The organism is Pseudomonas sp. PVC-3-1 (assembly GCF_057444315.1).
In genome coordinates, this window is record NZ_CM172023.1 from 2,594,028 (window position 1) to 2,607,564 (window position 13,537).

General features: G+C 67.5%; 13 protein-coding genes and 2 pseudogenes. 14 read left to right on the forward strand and 1 reads right to left on the reverse strand.

Annotated features, from left to right (window positions below):
- Window positions 1-149: 149 nt before the first annotated feature.
- The 11 genes and pseudogenes from cobO to AC2T4A_RS12170 all read left to right on the forward strand — a co-directional run bounded on the left by cobO (window position 150) and on the right by AC2T4A_RS12170 (window position 9,575).
- The gene (cobO, locus tag AC2T4A_RS12120; protein ID WP_416745589.1) at window positions 150-761 is read left to right on the forward strand and encodes a cob(I)yrinic acid a,c-diamide adenosyltransferase; all 612 of its coding nucleotides are present in this window, start codon (window positions 150-152) and stop codon (window positions 759-761) included.
- A gap of 225 nt (window positions 762-986) precedes the next feature.
- A complete protein-coding gene (locus AC2T4A_RS12125; RefSeq protein ID WP_416745587.1) occupies window positions 987-2,282 on the forward strand; it encodes a cobyrinic acid a,c-diamide synthase CobB in 1,296 nt (431 codons plus the stop codon).
- Window positions 2,279-2,929, forward strand: coding sequence for a 5,6-dimethylbenzimidazole synthase (bluB, locus tag AC2T4A_RS12130; protein WP_478378814.1), 651 nt, complete (start codon window positions 2,279-2,281; stop codon window positions 2,927-2,929). The genes AC2T4A_RS12125 and bluB overlap by 4 nt, the downstream gene beginning before the upstream one ends.
- A pseudogene (locus tag AC2T4A_RS12135) lies at window positions 2,926-3,057 on the forward strand (cobalamin biosynthesis protein); the annotation flags it as partial. The gene bluB and the pseudogene AC2T4A_RS12135, both read left to right, overlap by 4 nt.
- A gap of 105 nt (window positions 3,058-3,162) precedes the next feature.
- Window positions 3,163-4,002: pseudogene (cbiB, locus tag AC2T4A_RS12140) on the forward strand (adenosylcobinamide-phosphate synthase CbiB); the annotation flags it as partial.
- Entirely contained in the window at window positions 4,002-5,003 is a 1,002-nt protein-coding gene (gene cobD / locus AC2T4A_RS12145; protein WP_486743405.1) for a threonine-phosphate decarboxylase CobD, read from the forward strand. The pseudogene cbiB and the gene cobD, both read left to right, overlap by 1 nt.
- 8 nt (window positions 5,004-5,011) lie before the next feature.
- Window positions 5,012-6,460, forward strand: coding sequence for a cobyric acid synthase (locus AC2T4A_RS12150; protein WP_486743673.1), 1,449 nt, complete (start codon window positions 5,012-5,014; stop codon window positions 6,458-6,460).
- 132 nt (window positions 6,461-6,592) lie between these two features.
- Window positions 6,593-7,114, forward strand: coding sequence for a bifunctional adenosylcobinamide kinase/adenosylcobinamide-phosphate guanylyltransferase (gene cobU, locus AC2T4A_RS12155; protein WP_486743406.1), 522 nt, complete (start codon window positions 6,593-6,595; stop codon window positions 7,112-7,114).
- Entirely contained in the window at window positions 7,111-8,166 is a 1,056-nt protein-coding gene (gene cobT / locus AC2T4A_RS12160) for a nicotinate-nucleotide--dimethylbenzimidazole phosphoribosyltransferase (protein ID WP_416745579.1), read from the forward strand. The genes cobU and cobT overlap by 4 nt, the downstream gene beginning before the upstream one ends.
- Window positions 8,163-8,750: an alpha-ribazole phosphatase family protein gene (cobC, locus tag AC2T4A_RS12165; RefSeq protein WP_486743407.1), complete on the forward strand. Its 588-nt coding sequence runs from the start codon at window positions 8,163-8,165 to the stop codon at window positions 8,748-8,750. Before cobT ends, cobC begins: the two co-directional genes overlap by 4 nt.
- A gap of 159 nt (window positions 8,751-8,909) precedes the next feature.
- The gene (locus AC2T4A_RS12170; protein WP_486743674.1) at window positions 8,910-9,575 is read left to right on the forward strand and encodes an adenosylcobinamide-GDP ribazoletransferase; all 666 of its coding nucleotides are present in this window, start codon (window positions 8,910-8,912) and stop codon (window positions 9,573-9,575) included.
- Window positions 9,576-9,731: 156 nt separating this feature from the next.
- On the opposite strand, the gene AC2T4A_RS12175 is transcribed toward AC2T4A_RS12170, so the two are convergent.
- Window positions 9,732-11,552, reverse strand: a complete 1,821-nt coding sequence (locus AC2T4A_RS12175) for an acyl-CoA dehydrogenase C-terminal domain-containing protein (protein ID WP_486743408.1) — start codon at window positions 11,550-11,552, stop codon at window positions 9,732-9,734.
- Window positions 11,553-11,726: 174 nt separating this feature from the next.
- Between AC2T4A_RS12175 and AC2T4A_RS12180 the strand changes: the two genes are divergently transcribed.
- The 3 genes from AC2T4A_RS12180 (at window position 11,727) to AC2T4A_RS12190 (ending at window position 13,530) form a co-directional block, all read left to right on the forward strand.
- Complete coding sequence (locus AC2T4A_RS12180; RefSeq protein ID WP_486743409.1) at window positions 11,727-12,143, forward strand: MarR family winged helix-turn-helix transcriptional regulator; 417 nt, start codon at window positions 11,727-11,729, stop codon at window positions 12,141-12,143.
- A gap of 74 nt (window positions 12,144-12,217) precedes the next feature.
- Entirely contained in the window at window positions 12,218-13,411 is a 1,194-nt protein-coding gene (locus tag AC2T4A_RS12185; RefSeq protein WP_486743675.1) for an MFS transporter, read from the forward strand.
- Entirely contained in the window at window positions 13,408-13,530 is a 123-nt protein-coding gene (locus tag AC2T4A_RS12190) for a hypothetical protein (RefSeq protein ID WP_478378871.1), read from the forward strand. Before AC2T4A_RS12185 ends, AC2T4A_RS12190 begins: the two co-directional genes overlap by 4 nt.
- Window positions 13,531-13,537 lie beyond the last annotated feature (7 nt).

A 13,537-nucleotide genomic window follows, 5' to 3' on the forward strand; every position in this document is an offset into this window, starting at 1 on the left:
CCCTAGGTCGACAGCCTTCGTGCTGGCCGGCCTCTGCCGCATGGCGCCCGCGCGCGCCAGCGGCGAATCCCTGCCCATTCCATCCCTGGTTGGCTGCCACCTGGCCGGCAGCCTCACGCCCGTGCAAATCCTTTCAGGAGCAACCTGCCATGACTGAATCCGTCGAAAAGGACGAGCGCCATCGCTCGCGCATGCAGCGCAAGAAGGCGGTGATCGACGAGAAGATCGCCCAGGCCCAGGGCGAACGCGGCGTATTCCTGGTCAACAGCGGCAACGGCAAGGGCAAGAGCAGCTCGGCTTTCGGCATGGTCGCTCGCGCGCTCGGTCACGGTATGAAGGTGGGCGTCGTGCAGTTCATCAAGGGGGCTGCGACCACCGGCGAAGAGGCATTCTTCCGTCGTTTCCCCGAGGAAGTCAGCTTCCATGTGATGGGCGAAGGCTTCACCTGGGAAACCCAGGACCGCCAGCGCGACATCGCCAAGGCACAGGCCGCCTGGAACGTGGCGCGGCAACTGCTGAACGACCCGCAAGTCGGCCTGGTGGTGCTGGACGAAGTGAACATTGCCCTCAAGCACGGCTACCTGGAACTGGACGCTGTGCTGGCCGACATCGCCGCGCGCCCGCCGATGCAGCATGTGGTCGCCACTGGGCGCGGCGTGCAGCCGGAGATGGTCGAGGCCGCCGATACCGTGACCGAAATGGGCCTGGTGAAACATGCCTTCAAGGCAGGGATCAAGGCGCAGAAAGGGGTGGAGTTCTGATGGTCTGGGGCTTCCCTCACCCTAACCCTCTCCCGGGGGAAGAGGGGACCGTTCGGTGTTTGGAAAAGCGTTGGCGCTCGCCGGCAGGCTCTGCTGCCTCGGCTGACCGCGGCGCGACTGTTGATCGACGAAAAGCCATCCCACAGGACACACCCAACTGCTCCCTCTTCCTCTGGGAGAGGGCTGGGGTAAGGGGCTCTCTGCCCGTGCCGGGGAGTGCGACTGATGCGTGATGCGCGCCAATGCCCCGCGCTGCTGATCGCTGCGCCCGCTTCTGGCCAAGGCAAGACCACCGTGACCGCCGCCCTGGCGCGCCTGCACACGCGCCTCGGGCGCAAGGTGCGGGTGTTCAAGTGCGGCCCGGATTTCCTCGACCCGATGATCCTCGCCCGTGCCAGTGACGCGCCGGTCTACCAGCTGGACCTGTGGATGGTCGGCGAGGGCGAAAGCCGCCGCCTGCTCTGGGAAGCGGCCGGCGAGGCTGACCTGATCCTCATCGAGGGCGTGATGGGCCTGTTCGACGGCTCGCCCTCGGCCGCTGATCTCGCACGGCGATTCAACGTGCCGGTGATGGCGGTGATCAATGGCCAGTCCATGGCCCAGACCTTCGGCGCCATGGCCGTCGGCATGGCTACTTATCAGAGCGACTTGCCGTTCTCCGGCGTGCTCGCCAACCGCATCGGCAGCCAGCGCCACCGTGACCTGGTGCGTGACAGCCTGCCAGAATGGATTCGCTGGTACGGCGCGTTGCCGCGCGATACCGAAGTGGAGCTGCCCAGCCGACACCTCGGCCTGGTGCAGGCTGGCGAGCTGGCTGACCTCGATGCCCGCCTGGACGCCGCCGCTGATGCCCTGGCGGCCAGCGCCAGTACCGAGCTGCCGCTGCCGGTGAGCTTTGCTGCGCCCGAACCGCGCAGCGAGTCTTCCCGCCTCGACGGCGTGCGCATCGGCGTGGCGCGGGACAACGCCTTCGCCTTCCTTTATCAGGCCAACCTCGACCTGCTGCGCGAGCTGGGCGCCGAGCTGGTGTTCTTCTCGCCGTTGCGTGACGGAGCGCTGCCGGAAGTGGACAGCCTCTACCTGCCCGGCGGCTATCCGGAACTGCACCTGCAGGCGCTGGCGGAGAACCGCGCCATGGCCCTGGCCATCCACGCGCACCACGAGATGGGCAAGCCGATCCTCGCCGAGTGCGGCGGCATGCTCTATCTGCTCGATGCGCTGACCGACGCAGCCGGCGAGCGCGCAGAACTGCTCGGTCTGCTGCCGGGTGAAGCGCGCATGCAGAAGCGCCTCGCCGCGCTGGCGCTGCAGGCCGTGACGCTGCCCGAAGGCATTCTGCGCGGGCACACCTTCCATCATTCGTTGCTGGACAGCAGCGCGGAGCCGCTGGCCCGTGGCGTCTGCCCCAACGACAAGCCGGTGGCCGAAGCGGTGTTCCGCCGCGGCCGGCTCACCGCGTCCTATATCCACTTCTACCTGCCGTCCGATCCGGACGCCGCGGCCGCACTCTTCAGACCATGACCGAGCATGCCTACAGCCCAGAAGAGCGCGCCGCGCTCTACCGCGCCATTGCCGAGCGCCGCGACATGCGCCACTTCAGCGCTGGAGAGGTGTCGCCTGAGTTGCTCGCGCGCCTGCTGGAAGCGGCGCACCAGGCACCCAGCGTCGGGTTGATGCAGCCGTGGCGCTTCGTCCGCGTGACCGCGCGGGAGCTGCGCCAGTCGATCCATGCTCTGGTGGAGGAGGAACGCGTGCGTACCGCCGAGGCGCTGGGCGAGCGTTCCGACGAGTTCATGCGGCTGAAGGTCGAGGGCGTGCTCGACTGCGCCGAAGTGCTGGTGGCCGCCTTGATGGATGGCCGCGAGGCGCATGTGTTCGGCCGTCGTACCTTGCCGAACATGGACCTCGCCTCGCTGTCCTGCGCGATCCAGAACCTCTGGCTCGCCTCCCGCGCCGAAGGCCTCGGCATGGGCTGGGTATCCCTGTTCGATCCTGCCGCGTTGGGCGAGCTGTTGGGCTTGCCGGCAGGAGCCGAGGCCGTGGCGGTGATCTGCCTTGGTCCGGTCAGCGAGTTCTATCCCGCGCCGATGCTGGCGCTCGAAGGCTGGCGTCAACCGCGCGCGCTCAGCGAGCTGTTGTACGAGAACCACTGGGGAGAACAGCCATGAGCCTGGCCCTGCTGAGCGTCCTCGGCGTAGCGCTGGATTCCCTGCTGGGCGAGCCGAAACGCTGGCACCCGCTGGTGGCTTTCGGGCGCCTGGCGGACCGGCTGGAGCGGCGCTTCAATCGTTCCCGAGTTCCGGAGCGCCCTCTCCCTTACCCTCTCCCTGAAGGGAGAGGGGACTGTTCAGTTTCAGGCGAAACGACGAGCAGGTCGGCAACTCCAATTTGCTCCCTCTCCCTTCAGGGAGAGGGCTGGGGAGAGGGTGTATCTGCGAGCGCCATTAGTCCCAGGAATGACACCCCCGGCCTCGCCTGGCGCAGCCATGGCGTCACCGCCTGGATCATCGCAGTCATCCCGCTGACCCTGGTCGCGCTGCTACTCAGCTTGCTGCCCTATGTCGGATGGATGGTGCAGGCGCTCGCGTTGTACTCCGCGCTGGGCCTGCGCAGCCTGGGCGAACACGCCGAACCGGTGGCGCTGGCCTTGCGCGCCGGTGACCTCAACGAAGCCCGGCTGCGCGTGGGCTACATGGTCAGCCGCGAAACCGCCGAGCTGGACGAGACCGCTGTGGCTCGCGCCGCCACCGAATCGGTGCTGGAGAACGGCAGCGATGCGGTGTACGCCGCGCTGTTCTGGTTCGCCGTGGCCGGCGCGCCGGGCGTGGTGCTCTATCGCCTGAGCAACACCCTCGACGCCATGTGGGGCTACCGCAACGCGCGCTTCGAGCGCTTCGGCTGGGCGGCGGCGAAGATCGACGACGTGCTCAACTACATTCCGGCGCGGCTGGTGGCCTTCACCTACGCGCTGCTCGGCCATACCCGGCTTGCCTTGCGTTGCTGGCGCACGCAGGCGCCGCAGTGGGACAGTCCCAACGCCGGCCCCGTGATGGCCGCCGGCGCGGGTGCGCTGGGCGTGTCGCTCGGTGGCTGCGCCCGCTACCACGGCGAACTGCACGAACGCCCGCAGCTGGGCGAAGGCCCAGCGCCCACCGCCGTGGACATCTGGCGCGCGCTGGCCCTGGTGCGCCAGGGGGTGTTGTTATGGTTGGTGATCATCCTGATTCTGGGAGTGCTCTGATGCTCGAACATGGCGGCCGGTTGCGCAAAGCGGCGCAGCAGTACGGTATTCCGCTCGCCGAATGGCTGGACCTGTCCACCGGTATATCGCCCTGGTCCTGGGCTCTGCCCAGCGTGCCGGCGACGGCCTGGATGCGCTTGCCGGAGGACGGCGACGGCCTGGAAGCTGCCGCACGCCGCTACTACGGCGCCGAGAAGCTGCTGGCGCTGCCCGGCAGCCAGGCGGCGATCCAGTTGCTGCCGCGCTTGCGCAGGCCGGGCAAGGTCGGTGTGATCTCGCCTTGCTATGCCGAGCATGCGGAATCCTGGCGCGCTGCCGGGCACATCCTGCGCGAGGTCAGTGACCAGGAGGTGCCCCATCACCTGGAGCGCTTCGACGTGCTGGTGGTGGTCAACCCGAACAACCCCACCGGCCGGCGCATCGAGGCCGGCGTTTTGCTGGAATGGCATGCGCGCCTGCAGGAACGCGGCGGCTGGCTGGTGGTGGATGAAGCCTTCATGGACTGCACACCCGAGCACAGCCTGGCGCCCAGTTGCGCTAGCCGGCCGGGGCTGATCGTGCTGCGCTCCTTCGGCAAGTTCTTCGGCCTGGCCGGCGCGCGCCTGGGCTTCGCCTTCGCCGAACCGCGCCTGCTGGAAAGCCTGGCGAAACTGCTCGGCCCCTGGGCGGTGAGCGGCCCGACGCGCTGGGTCGCGCAGGCGGTCCTGGGCGAGTTCCAGGAGCAGATTCAGCGGCGACGCGATCTTCACGAGGCCAGCCGGCATCTGGCCGGGCTGCTGGGTGAACACGGTTTCGCCCCGCAGGGCGGCACAGCATTGTTCCAGTGGGTGGTTTCCATGCGCGCCCACGCGCTGCGCGATCACCTGGCGCGGCAGGGAATCCTCGTGCGCCTGTTCGAGACGCCCAACAGCCTGCGTTTCGGCCTGCCGCCGGATGAAAAGGGCTGGGAACGCCTGGAGCATGGCCTGCGCACCTTCAACCAGATGGAGAGCCTGCGTTGAGCACGTTGATGGTGCAGGGCACCACCTCGGATGCCGGCAAAAGTACGCTGGTGACCGCGCTGTGTCGCTGGCTGCGCCGACAGGGCGTGGCGGTGGCGCCGTTCAAGCCGCAGAACATGGCGCTCAACAGTGCGGTCACCGCCGACGGCGGCGAGATCGGCCGCGCCCAGGCGGTACAGGCGCAAGCCTGCCACCTGGCGCCGCACACCGACATGAACCCGGTGCTGCTCAAGCCCAACAGCGACACCGGCGCCCAGGTAATCATCCACGGCCGTGCGGTGACCAGCATGAATGCCGTGGCCTACCACGACTACAAACGCGTTGCGATGCAGGCGGTGCTCGAATCCCACCAGCGTCTTTGCGCGCAGTACCCGGTGGTGATGGTGGAAGGCGCGGGGTCGCCGGCGGAGATCAATCTGCGCGCCAACGACATCGCCAACATGGGCTTCGCCGAGGCGGTGGATTGCCCGGTGATCCTGATTGCCGACATCGATCGCGGCGGCGTATTCGCCCACCTTGTCGGTACCCTGGAGCTGCTCTCCGAAAGTGAGCGGGCGCGGGTGAAGGGCTTCGTGATCAATCGATTCCGCGGTGACATTGCGCTGCTGCAGAACGGCCTCGACTGGCTGGAAGAACGCACCGGCGTGCCGGTGCTCGGCGTGCTGCCATACCTGATGGACTTCCACCTGGAAGCCGAGGACGCCATCGACACCCGCCAGGCCGCCAAGACCGGCGAGCGCCTGCGCGTGGTGGTGCCGGTGCTACCACGTATCAGCAACCACACCGACTTCGATCCGTTGCGCCTGCACCCGCAGGTGGAACTGACCTTCGTCGGCCCCGGCCAACCTATCCCGCCGGCGGACCTGATTATCCTGCCTGGCTCCAAGAGCGTGCGACCGGACCTGGCCTTCCTCCGCGCCCAGGGCTGGGAGGAAGCGATCCGCCGTCACCTGCGCTATGGCGGCAAGCTGCTCGGCATCTGCGGCGGCTTGCAGATGCTCGGCCGCAGCCTGGCCGACCCGCACGGCCTGGAAGGTGCGGCGGGGGAGAGCGCCGGTCTCGGCCTGCTGGATTTTTGCACGGTGCTGGAGCCGGAGAAGCAGTTGCGCAATGTCAGCGGCCAGTTGGCGCTGGAAGAGGCCCCGGTGAGTGGCTACGAAATTCATGCCGGCGTCACCGAAGGCGTAGCGCTGGCTAACCCGGCCGTACGCCTGAGCGATGGGCGCACTGACGGCGCAGTGAGTGACGACGGTCAGGTGATGGGCACCTACTTGCACGGGCTGTTCGAGTCCGCCGCGTCCAGCTCGGCGCTGCTGCGCTGGGCCGGCCTGCGTGAGGTGCAGAGCATCGATTACCACGCCCTGCGCGAACGCGATATCGAGCGCCTGGCCGATCAGATCGAGGCGCATCTGGATACCGAAAAATTGAGAGCACTGTGCGGGCTGCAGGGTGCATGACTCCTCCATCCTGCCGCACCTGGCTTTTTTGTAGGAGCGAGCTTGCTCGCGAACCGCACGACACCAATGTGGCCGGCAAAGATGTTCGCGAGCAAGCTCGCTCCTACAGGTCCCGATTTTCAGGGAGACACCATGCTTGAACTGATCCTCGGCGGCGCCCGTTCGGGCAAGAGCCGCCTGGCCGAACGCCTTGCGCAGGACAGCGACCTGCCGGTCACCTACGTCGCCACGGCCCAGGCTGGCGATGGCGAGATGTCCTCGCGCATCCTCCAGCACCGTGAGCGCCGCCCCGAACACTGGGGCCTGGTGGAGGAGCCGCTGGCCCTGGCCGACGCCCTGGAGCGCCTGGCCAAGCCGCAGCACTGCGTACTGGTGGACTGCCTGACCCTGTGGGTCACCAACCTGTTGATCCATGAAGACGGCTGGCGCCTGCGCGGCGAGATCGATGCGCTGCTGGAAACGCTGCCGCAACTGCCCGGGCGAATCATCCTGGTCAGCAACGAAACCGGGCTGGGGGTGGTGCCGATGGGCGAGCTCAGCCGCCGATATGTCGATGAGGCCGGCTGGCTGCACCAGTCCCTGGCCGAGGTCAGCGAGCGCGTGGTGTTCACCGTCGCCGGCCTGCCCATGGTGTTGAAGGGGGAAGCGTTATGAGTCTGCAATGGTGGCTGCAAGGTACCCAGCCGATTGACCGTGTGGCGCAGGACAAGGCCGCTGCGCGCCAGGACCAACTGACCAAGCCGCGCGGCGCGCTGGGTCGGCTGGAAGAGGAAACCATCCGCCTGGCCGGCCTGCAGGGCCGCGAGCGGCCGACGCTGGAGCACATCTGGATCGCCCTGTTCGCCGGTGACCACGGCGTGGTCGCAGAAGGCGTGTCGGCCTATCCCCAGGCGGTGACGGTGGAGATGCTGCGCAATTTCGTGCGCGGTGGCGCGGCGATCAGCGTGCTGGCCCGCGATCTCGATGCGCGCCTGGAAGTGATCGACCTGGGCACCGCTACGCCGCTGGAGCCGCTTCCGGGAGTGCTGCACGTGATGGTCGGCGCGGGCACCGCGAACTTCACCAGGGAACCGGCGATGACCGCCGCGCAGTGCCTGATCGCGCTGGAGGCCGGCCGCGAATCCGTGCGCCGCGCGCAGCAGGCCGGTGCGGAGTTGTTCATCGGCGGCGAAATGGGTATCGGCAATACCAGCTCGGCGGCGGCCCTTGCCTGCGCCCTGCTGGACGAGCCGGCGCAGGCACTGGTCGGCCCCGGTACCGGACTGGACTCGCAGGGCGTCGCGCACAAGGTCGAGGTGATCGACCGCGCGCTGGCACTGCACCGCGCCCACTGCGACGAGCCCTTCGAGGCCTTGTGCCGTCTGGGTGGCTTCGAGATCGCCGCGCTGGTGGGGGCCTATCTCGCCTGTGCGCAGAAGGGTATCCCGGTGCTGGTGGACGGTTTCATCTGCACCACTGCCGCGCTGTGCGCCACGCACCTCAATCCCGGTTGCAGGGACTGGCTGCTGTTCGCCCATGCCGGTGCCGAGCCGGGGCATAACCGTGTGCTGGCAGCGCTGAACGCGCAGCCGCTGCTCGACCTCGGCCTGCGGCTGGGCGAAGGCAGCGGCGCGGCGCTGGCGGTGCCGCTGCTGCGCCAGGCCTGCCGGCTGCACAGCGAGATGGCGACCTTCGCCGAGGCGGCGGTGTCGGACCGTCCGGCATGACGCTGCGTATTGAACTGTTGCGCCACGGCGAGACCGAGCGTGGCGGCGGCTTTCGCGGGCGCCTGGACGATGCACTGACCGAAACCGGTTGGGCGCAGATGCGTGGCGCACTGGGTGATGAATGCCGCTGGTCGGCGCTGGTCAGTTCGCCTTTGCAGCGCTGCGCTGCGTTTGCCGAGGAACTGTCGGCGCGCCACGGTCTGCCGCTGGTCTTCGAGCCGGGCTTGCAGGAGCTGGACTTCGGCGAGTGGGAAGGCATTTCGCCAGCTACGCTGATGGAAAGCGATGCTGCGGCGCTGGAGCGCTTCTGGAGCGACCCCTACGCTTTCCCTCCGCCCGGTGGAGAGGCCATGGGAAACTTCGAATCCCGCGTCTTCGCCGCTTTGGAGCGCCTCTACCAGACCCATGCCGGATCCTCCGTGCTGCTCATCACCCATGGTGGCGTGATGCGCCTGCTCGGCGCGCTGGCCAGCGGCCTGCCGGCGAAGCGCCTGCTGGAAGTGGTGGTGAGCCACGGCGAATGCATGGCGCTGGACGTGACCCGTGAGGGTGACGGCTGGCGCATCCACAAGGCGCAACCCTGAGTCGAGCCTTTGATGAACAACCCTCACCCGGATCGTGAGCAAGAGGCAGCCGAGCCCGCCGACCAGGCCGCCGAAGGCGCGCGCGGCCAGCTCAGTGACTGGTGCCTGCCGCTGGTGGCATTGCAGTTCCTCACCCGCCTGCCCGTGCCTCTGAGGCACATGCCGACGCCAGGGCAGTTCGGCCGCGCCACGTTGTATTACCCCCTGGTGGGGTTGCTGATAGGTGCCGTGCTGTTCGCCATGGGCGAGTTACTCAGTGGCGTGCACCTGCTGCTGCAGGCGGCGCTGATCCTGCTGGTGTGGGTGGTTTTCACCGGCGCGTTGCACCTCGACGGACTGGCTGACACGGCAGACGCATGGATCGGCGGATTGGGCGATCGCGAACGCACCCTGGCGTTCATGAAGGACCCACGCTGCGGCCCGGCGGCAGTCGTTGCGCTGGTGCTGTTGCTACTGCTGAAGTTCGCCGCGATCACCGCCATCCTCGGCAATCACCAGCACTGGGGCTTGTTGCTGGCGCCCTGGCTGGGGCGCTGCGCGTTGCCGCTGCTGTTCTTCACCACTGACTATGCGCGCAAGGGCGGCCTCGGCCAGGCGCTGGCCGACCACATGCCGCGCGGCGCGATGCCGTGGATGCTGGCGGCCAATGCGGCACTGATGGTGCTCGCGGGCCTGACCGGCATGCTGGCTCTGGCGGTTGCGTTGGTGGTGTTCGTCTGGCTGCGCAGCCGCTTCATCGCCCGCCTGGGCGGCACCACCGGGGATACCGCCGGGGCGATGCTGGAGATGATCGAGTGCGCGGTGCTGGTGGCGCTGGCGCTCTGAGAGCTGCGAGTTTCGGCTGAGCCTGTAGGAGCGAGCTTGCTCGCGAACGGGGTTCCCGGCCGCGCCAGTGCTGTGCGGTTCGCGAGCAAGCTCGCTCCTACAAAAAGCGCTTACCACCTCGTTCAGTCGGAAGGGGCGGAGGGCTGCGCAGGGCGATCAATCAAACGCGAAATGCTCCGTCTTCAACCCCATGATCGACCGCACCGGCTTGGCCATCGCTGCCGCGTGCCCCTTGGCGCGCGGCAGCAGGCGGGCGAAGTAGAAGTCACTGGTGGCGATCTTGGCCTTGTAGAAGTCGCTCGATTCGCTGCCGCCCTGGCGCAGGCGCTTGCGTGCGGCGGCTTCCTGCAGTGCCCAGGAATAGGCCAGCGCGGCGTAGCCGGAGAACATCAGGTAGTCGTGGCTGGCGGTGCTCACCAGGTCGCGCTGTTTACGGGCGGTGAGGGCGATGCGCATCGTGAGGATATTCCACTGTGCGCAGAGCTTGAGCAGCGTGAGCGCGCGACCGCGCATGGCGGGTTCCTGCTTGAGCAGCTCCAGCGCGAACTTCGCCACTTGCCGGGTGAAGTCGCGCACGGCCTTGCCCTGGGTCATCAGCAGCACTTTGCGGCCGAGCAGGTCCAGCGCCTGGATGCCCGTGGTGCCTTCGTAGAGCGTGGCGATCCGCGCGTCGCGGACGATCTGCTCCATGCCGTGCTCCTTGATGTAGCCGTGGCCGCCGAACACCTGCATGCCGAGATTGGCGCTCTCCAGGCCCAGTTCGGTCAGGCAGCCCTTGAGGATCGGCGTAAGGAAGCCGAGCTTGTCGTCCCAGCGGTCGTACTCGGCATTGGAGTGGGTCAGCAGGCCCTGGATCATCTTGTCGGCGTATTGGGTGGCGAGGTAGATCAGCGCGCGACCACCCTCTGCCACCGCCTTCTGGGTCAGCAGCATGCGGCGCACGTCGCCATGGTGCATCAGGGTGTCGGCGATTTCGCCCGGCTCCTTGGTGCCGGAGAGGGCGCGCATCGAACGGCGCTCACGGGCATAGGCCAGCGCGCCCTGGTAGGCCAGTTCGGCCGTGGCGACGCCCTGGATGGCGGTGCCGATGCGCGCGCTGTTCATGAAGGTGAACATGCACTCCAGGCCCTTGTTCGGTTCGCCGATCAGGTAGCCGGTGGCGCCGTCGAAGTTCATCACGCAGGTGGCGGAAGCCTTGATGCCCATCTTCTTTTCCAGCGCGCCGCAGCTCACGCCGTTGCGCGGGCCGAGCGCGCCGCCTTCACCCGGAAGGAATTTCGGCACGATGAACAGCGAGATGCCGCGCGTGCCCTTGGGCGCATCAGGCAGGCGCGCGAGGACGATGTGCACGATGTTCTCGGTGAGGTCGTGCTCGCCGGAGGAGATGAAGATCTTGGTGCCGGTGATCGCGTAACTGCCGTCGGCGTTGGTTTCCGCGCGGGTCTTCACCTGGCCCAGGTCGGTGCCGCACTGCGGCTCGGTCAGGCACATGGTGCCGCCCCAGCGGCCTTCGGTGAGCGGAGTGAGGTAGGTCTGCTTCTGTTCTTCGGTGCCGTGCTGCATCACGGTGTTCATCGCGCCCAGCGATAGCCCCGGGTACATCGAGAACGGCCAGTTGGCGGTGCCCATCATCTCCTGCTTGAGTGCACCCAGGCTCATCGGCAGGCCCTGGCCACCGTATTCGACCGGGTGCGACAGGCCCTGCCAGCCGCCGGCGACGTAGGCGTCGTAGGCTTCCTTGAAGCCCTTGGGCGTACGCACTTCCCCGTTCTCCAGGTGGCAGCCTTCCTCGTCGCCGCTGTGGTAGAGCGGGGCGATCACTTCCTCGCAGAGCTTGGCGCACTCGCCGAGGATAGCGTCCACCATGTCCGGCGTGGCTTCGCCGCCGTTGACCAGGTTCTGGTAGTGGCTGGGGAAATCGAAGACTTCGTTGAGCAGGAAACGGGTGTCGCGCAGCGGAGCTTTGTAGACGGGCATCGGGGACCTCGGACCGTGATGCGCCCCGTCGAAAGCGCGGGGCTGGCTGGCCGCAGTTATACGGCCGAGGCGCGGTGGTGCCCTTGGCTGCGCCAACGCCTGGCGTTGGCAGATGGGACAATTGGTCACGCCGGCCATTGTGTTTCGTCAGTTGCGGGTATATACACGTATCCCATGCTGACTACCCAATGCCTCTGTACCAAATTGCGTCGCTCGGCCCGCGCCGTGACCCGCGTTTACGACGATGCCCTGAAGGGCGTCGGGCTGACGACTGCGCAGTTTTCCCTGCTGCGGCATCTGTCGCGGCTGGAGCAGCCGAGCATCTCGGACCTGGCTGAGGCCATGGGGCTGGACCGCAGTACCCTGGGGCGCAACCTCAAGCCGCTGGAAGCCGACGGCTTGGTGAAGCTGGAAGAGGGCGAGGACCTGCGCAACCGCATCGTGGCGCTGACTCCAACAGGGTTGGAGCGCATCGTTCGTGGTGGCGAGGCCTGGGATGCTGCCCAGCGGGACGTGGCGTCTCATCTGGGGGATGCCAAACGTCGTCAGCTGGAAGCCTTGCTGGATGAACTGGCCGCGCTGGAGAGCTAGCGCGGGCCTGCGTGCAACGGATACGAACGATTAGAAGCGGGTATATACCCGTGTAGGAGCAAGTGATGTCGAAGCTGTCGCGTACGGGGTTCTGGATACTGCTATCCGGCGCCCTGATCCTCGCCCTGTCCCTGGGCACCCGCCACGGCTTCGGCCTGTTCCTGGCGCCGATGAGCGCCGAATTCGGCTGGGGGCGCGAGACCTTTGCCTTTGCCATCGCCCTGCAGAACCTGATCTGGGGCATAGCCCAGCCGTTCACCGGCGCCATTGCCGACCGCTTCGGCGCGATGCGCACGGTGGTGGTGGGCGGGATCCTCTACGCAATCGGCCTGGTACTGATGGGCTACTCCGATTCGGCCTTCAGCCTGTCCATGAGCGCCGGCCTGCTGATCGGCATCGGCCTGTCGGGCACCTCGTTCTCGGTGATTCTCGGTGCGGTGGGGCGCGCGGTGCCGCTGGAGCAGCGCAGCATGGCGATGGGTATCTCGGCGGCGGCGGGCTCGTTCGGCCAGTTCGCCATGCTGCCCGGTACGCTTGGGCTGATCAGTTGGCTTGGCTGGTCTGCCGCGCTGCTCGCCCTCGGCCTGATGGTGGCGCTGATCGTGCCGCTGGCCGCGCTGATGAAGGACAAGCCGCTGCCGATGCAGGGCCATGAGCAGACCCTCGGCGAGGCGCTGCGCGAGGCGGCCGGGCATTCCGGGTTCTGGCTGCTGTCGCTGGGCTTCTTCGTCTGCGGTTTCCAGGTGGTGTTCATCGGTGTGCACCTGCCGGCCTACCTGGTGGACCGCCACCTGCCGGCAACCGTCGGCACCACGGTGCTGGCGCTGGTGGGCCTGTTCAACGTGTTCGGCACCTATTTCGCCGGCTGGCTCGGCGGGCGGATGAGCAAGCCCAGGCTGCTCACCGGCCTGTACCTGCTGCGCGCGGTGGTGATCGTCGCCTTCATCTGGGCGCCGCTGAGCGTCTGGACGGCCTACGCCTTCGGCATCGTCATGGGCCTGCTGTGGCTGTCCACCGTGCCGCTCACCAACGGCACGGTCGCTACGTTGTTCGGCGTGCGCAACCTGTCGATGCTCGGTGGCATCACCTTTCTGTTCCACCAGATCGGCGCCTTCCTCGGCGGCTGGCTGGGTGGCTACGTGTATGACCACACCGGCAACTACGATCTGGTCTGGCAGATTTCCATCCTCCTCAGCCTGCTCGCTGGCCTGCTCAACTGGCCGGTGCGCGAGCGCCCGGTCGAGCGCCCGGCGCTGGGGGCGGCGTGAAGCGCCCACTGTTGCTCGCGCTGGTGCTGGGCCTTGGCCTGGCACTGGCCGGGTTCGCCTGGTGGGGCTGGCAGCGCGGCGGGCTGGCGTTGATGCAACTGGGTATGGGCAGTTGCTGAGCTCCGG

What these genes read in the sequence shown, in the direction of transcription:
- AC2T4A_RS12150 (WP_486743673.1), top strand. Translation starts at nt 5,012, where the DNA reads ATGGTGCAGGGCACCACCTCGGATGCCGGCAAAAGTACGCTGGTGACC.
- bluB (WP_478378814.1), top strand. Translation starts at nt 2,279, where the DNA reads ATGACCGAGCATGCCTACAGCCCAGAAGAGCGCGCCGCGCTCTACCGC.
- AC2T4A_RS12125 (WP_416745587.1), top strand. Translation starts at nt 987, where the DNA reads ATGCGTGATGCGCGCCAATGCCCCGCGCTGCTGATCGCTGCGCCCGCT.
- cobT (WP_416745579.1), top strand. Translation starts at nt 7,111, where the DNA reads ATGAGTCTGCAATGGTGGCTGCAAGGTACCCAGCCGATTGACCGTGTG.
- cobD (WP_486743405.1), top strand. Translation starts at nt 4,002, where the DNA reads ATGCTCGAACATGGCGGCCGGTTGCGCAAAGCGGCGCAGCAGTACGGT.
- AC2T4A_RS12180 (WP_486743409.1), top strand. Translation starts at nt 11,727, where the DNA reads ATGCTGACTACCCAATGCCTCTGTACCAAATTGCGTCGCTCGGCCCGC.
- AC2T4A_RS12170 (WP_486743674.1), top strand. Translation starts at nt 8,910, where the DNA reads ATGCCGACGCCAGGGCAGTTCGGCCGCGCCACGTTGTATTACCCCCTG.
- cobC (WP_486743407.1), top strand. Translation starts at nt 8,163, where the DNA reads ATGACGCTGCGTATTGAACTGTTGCGCCACGGCGAGACCGAGCGTGGC.
- cobU (WP_486743406.1), top strand. Translation starts at nt 6,593, where the DNA reads ATGCTTGAACTGATCCTCGGCGGCGCCCGTTCGGGCAAGAGCCGCCTG.
- cobO (WP_416745589.1), top strand. Translation starts at nt 150, where the DNA reads ATGACTGAATCCGTCGAAAAGGACGAGCGCCATCGCTCGCGCATGCAG.
- AC2T4A_RS12175 (WP_486743408.1), bottom strand. Translation starts at nt 11,552, where the DNA reads ATGCCCGTCTACAAAGCTCCGCTGCGCGACACCCGTTTCCTGCTCAAC.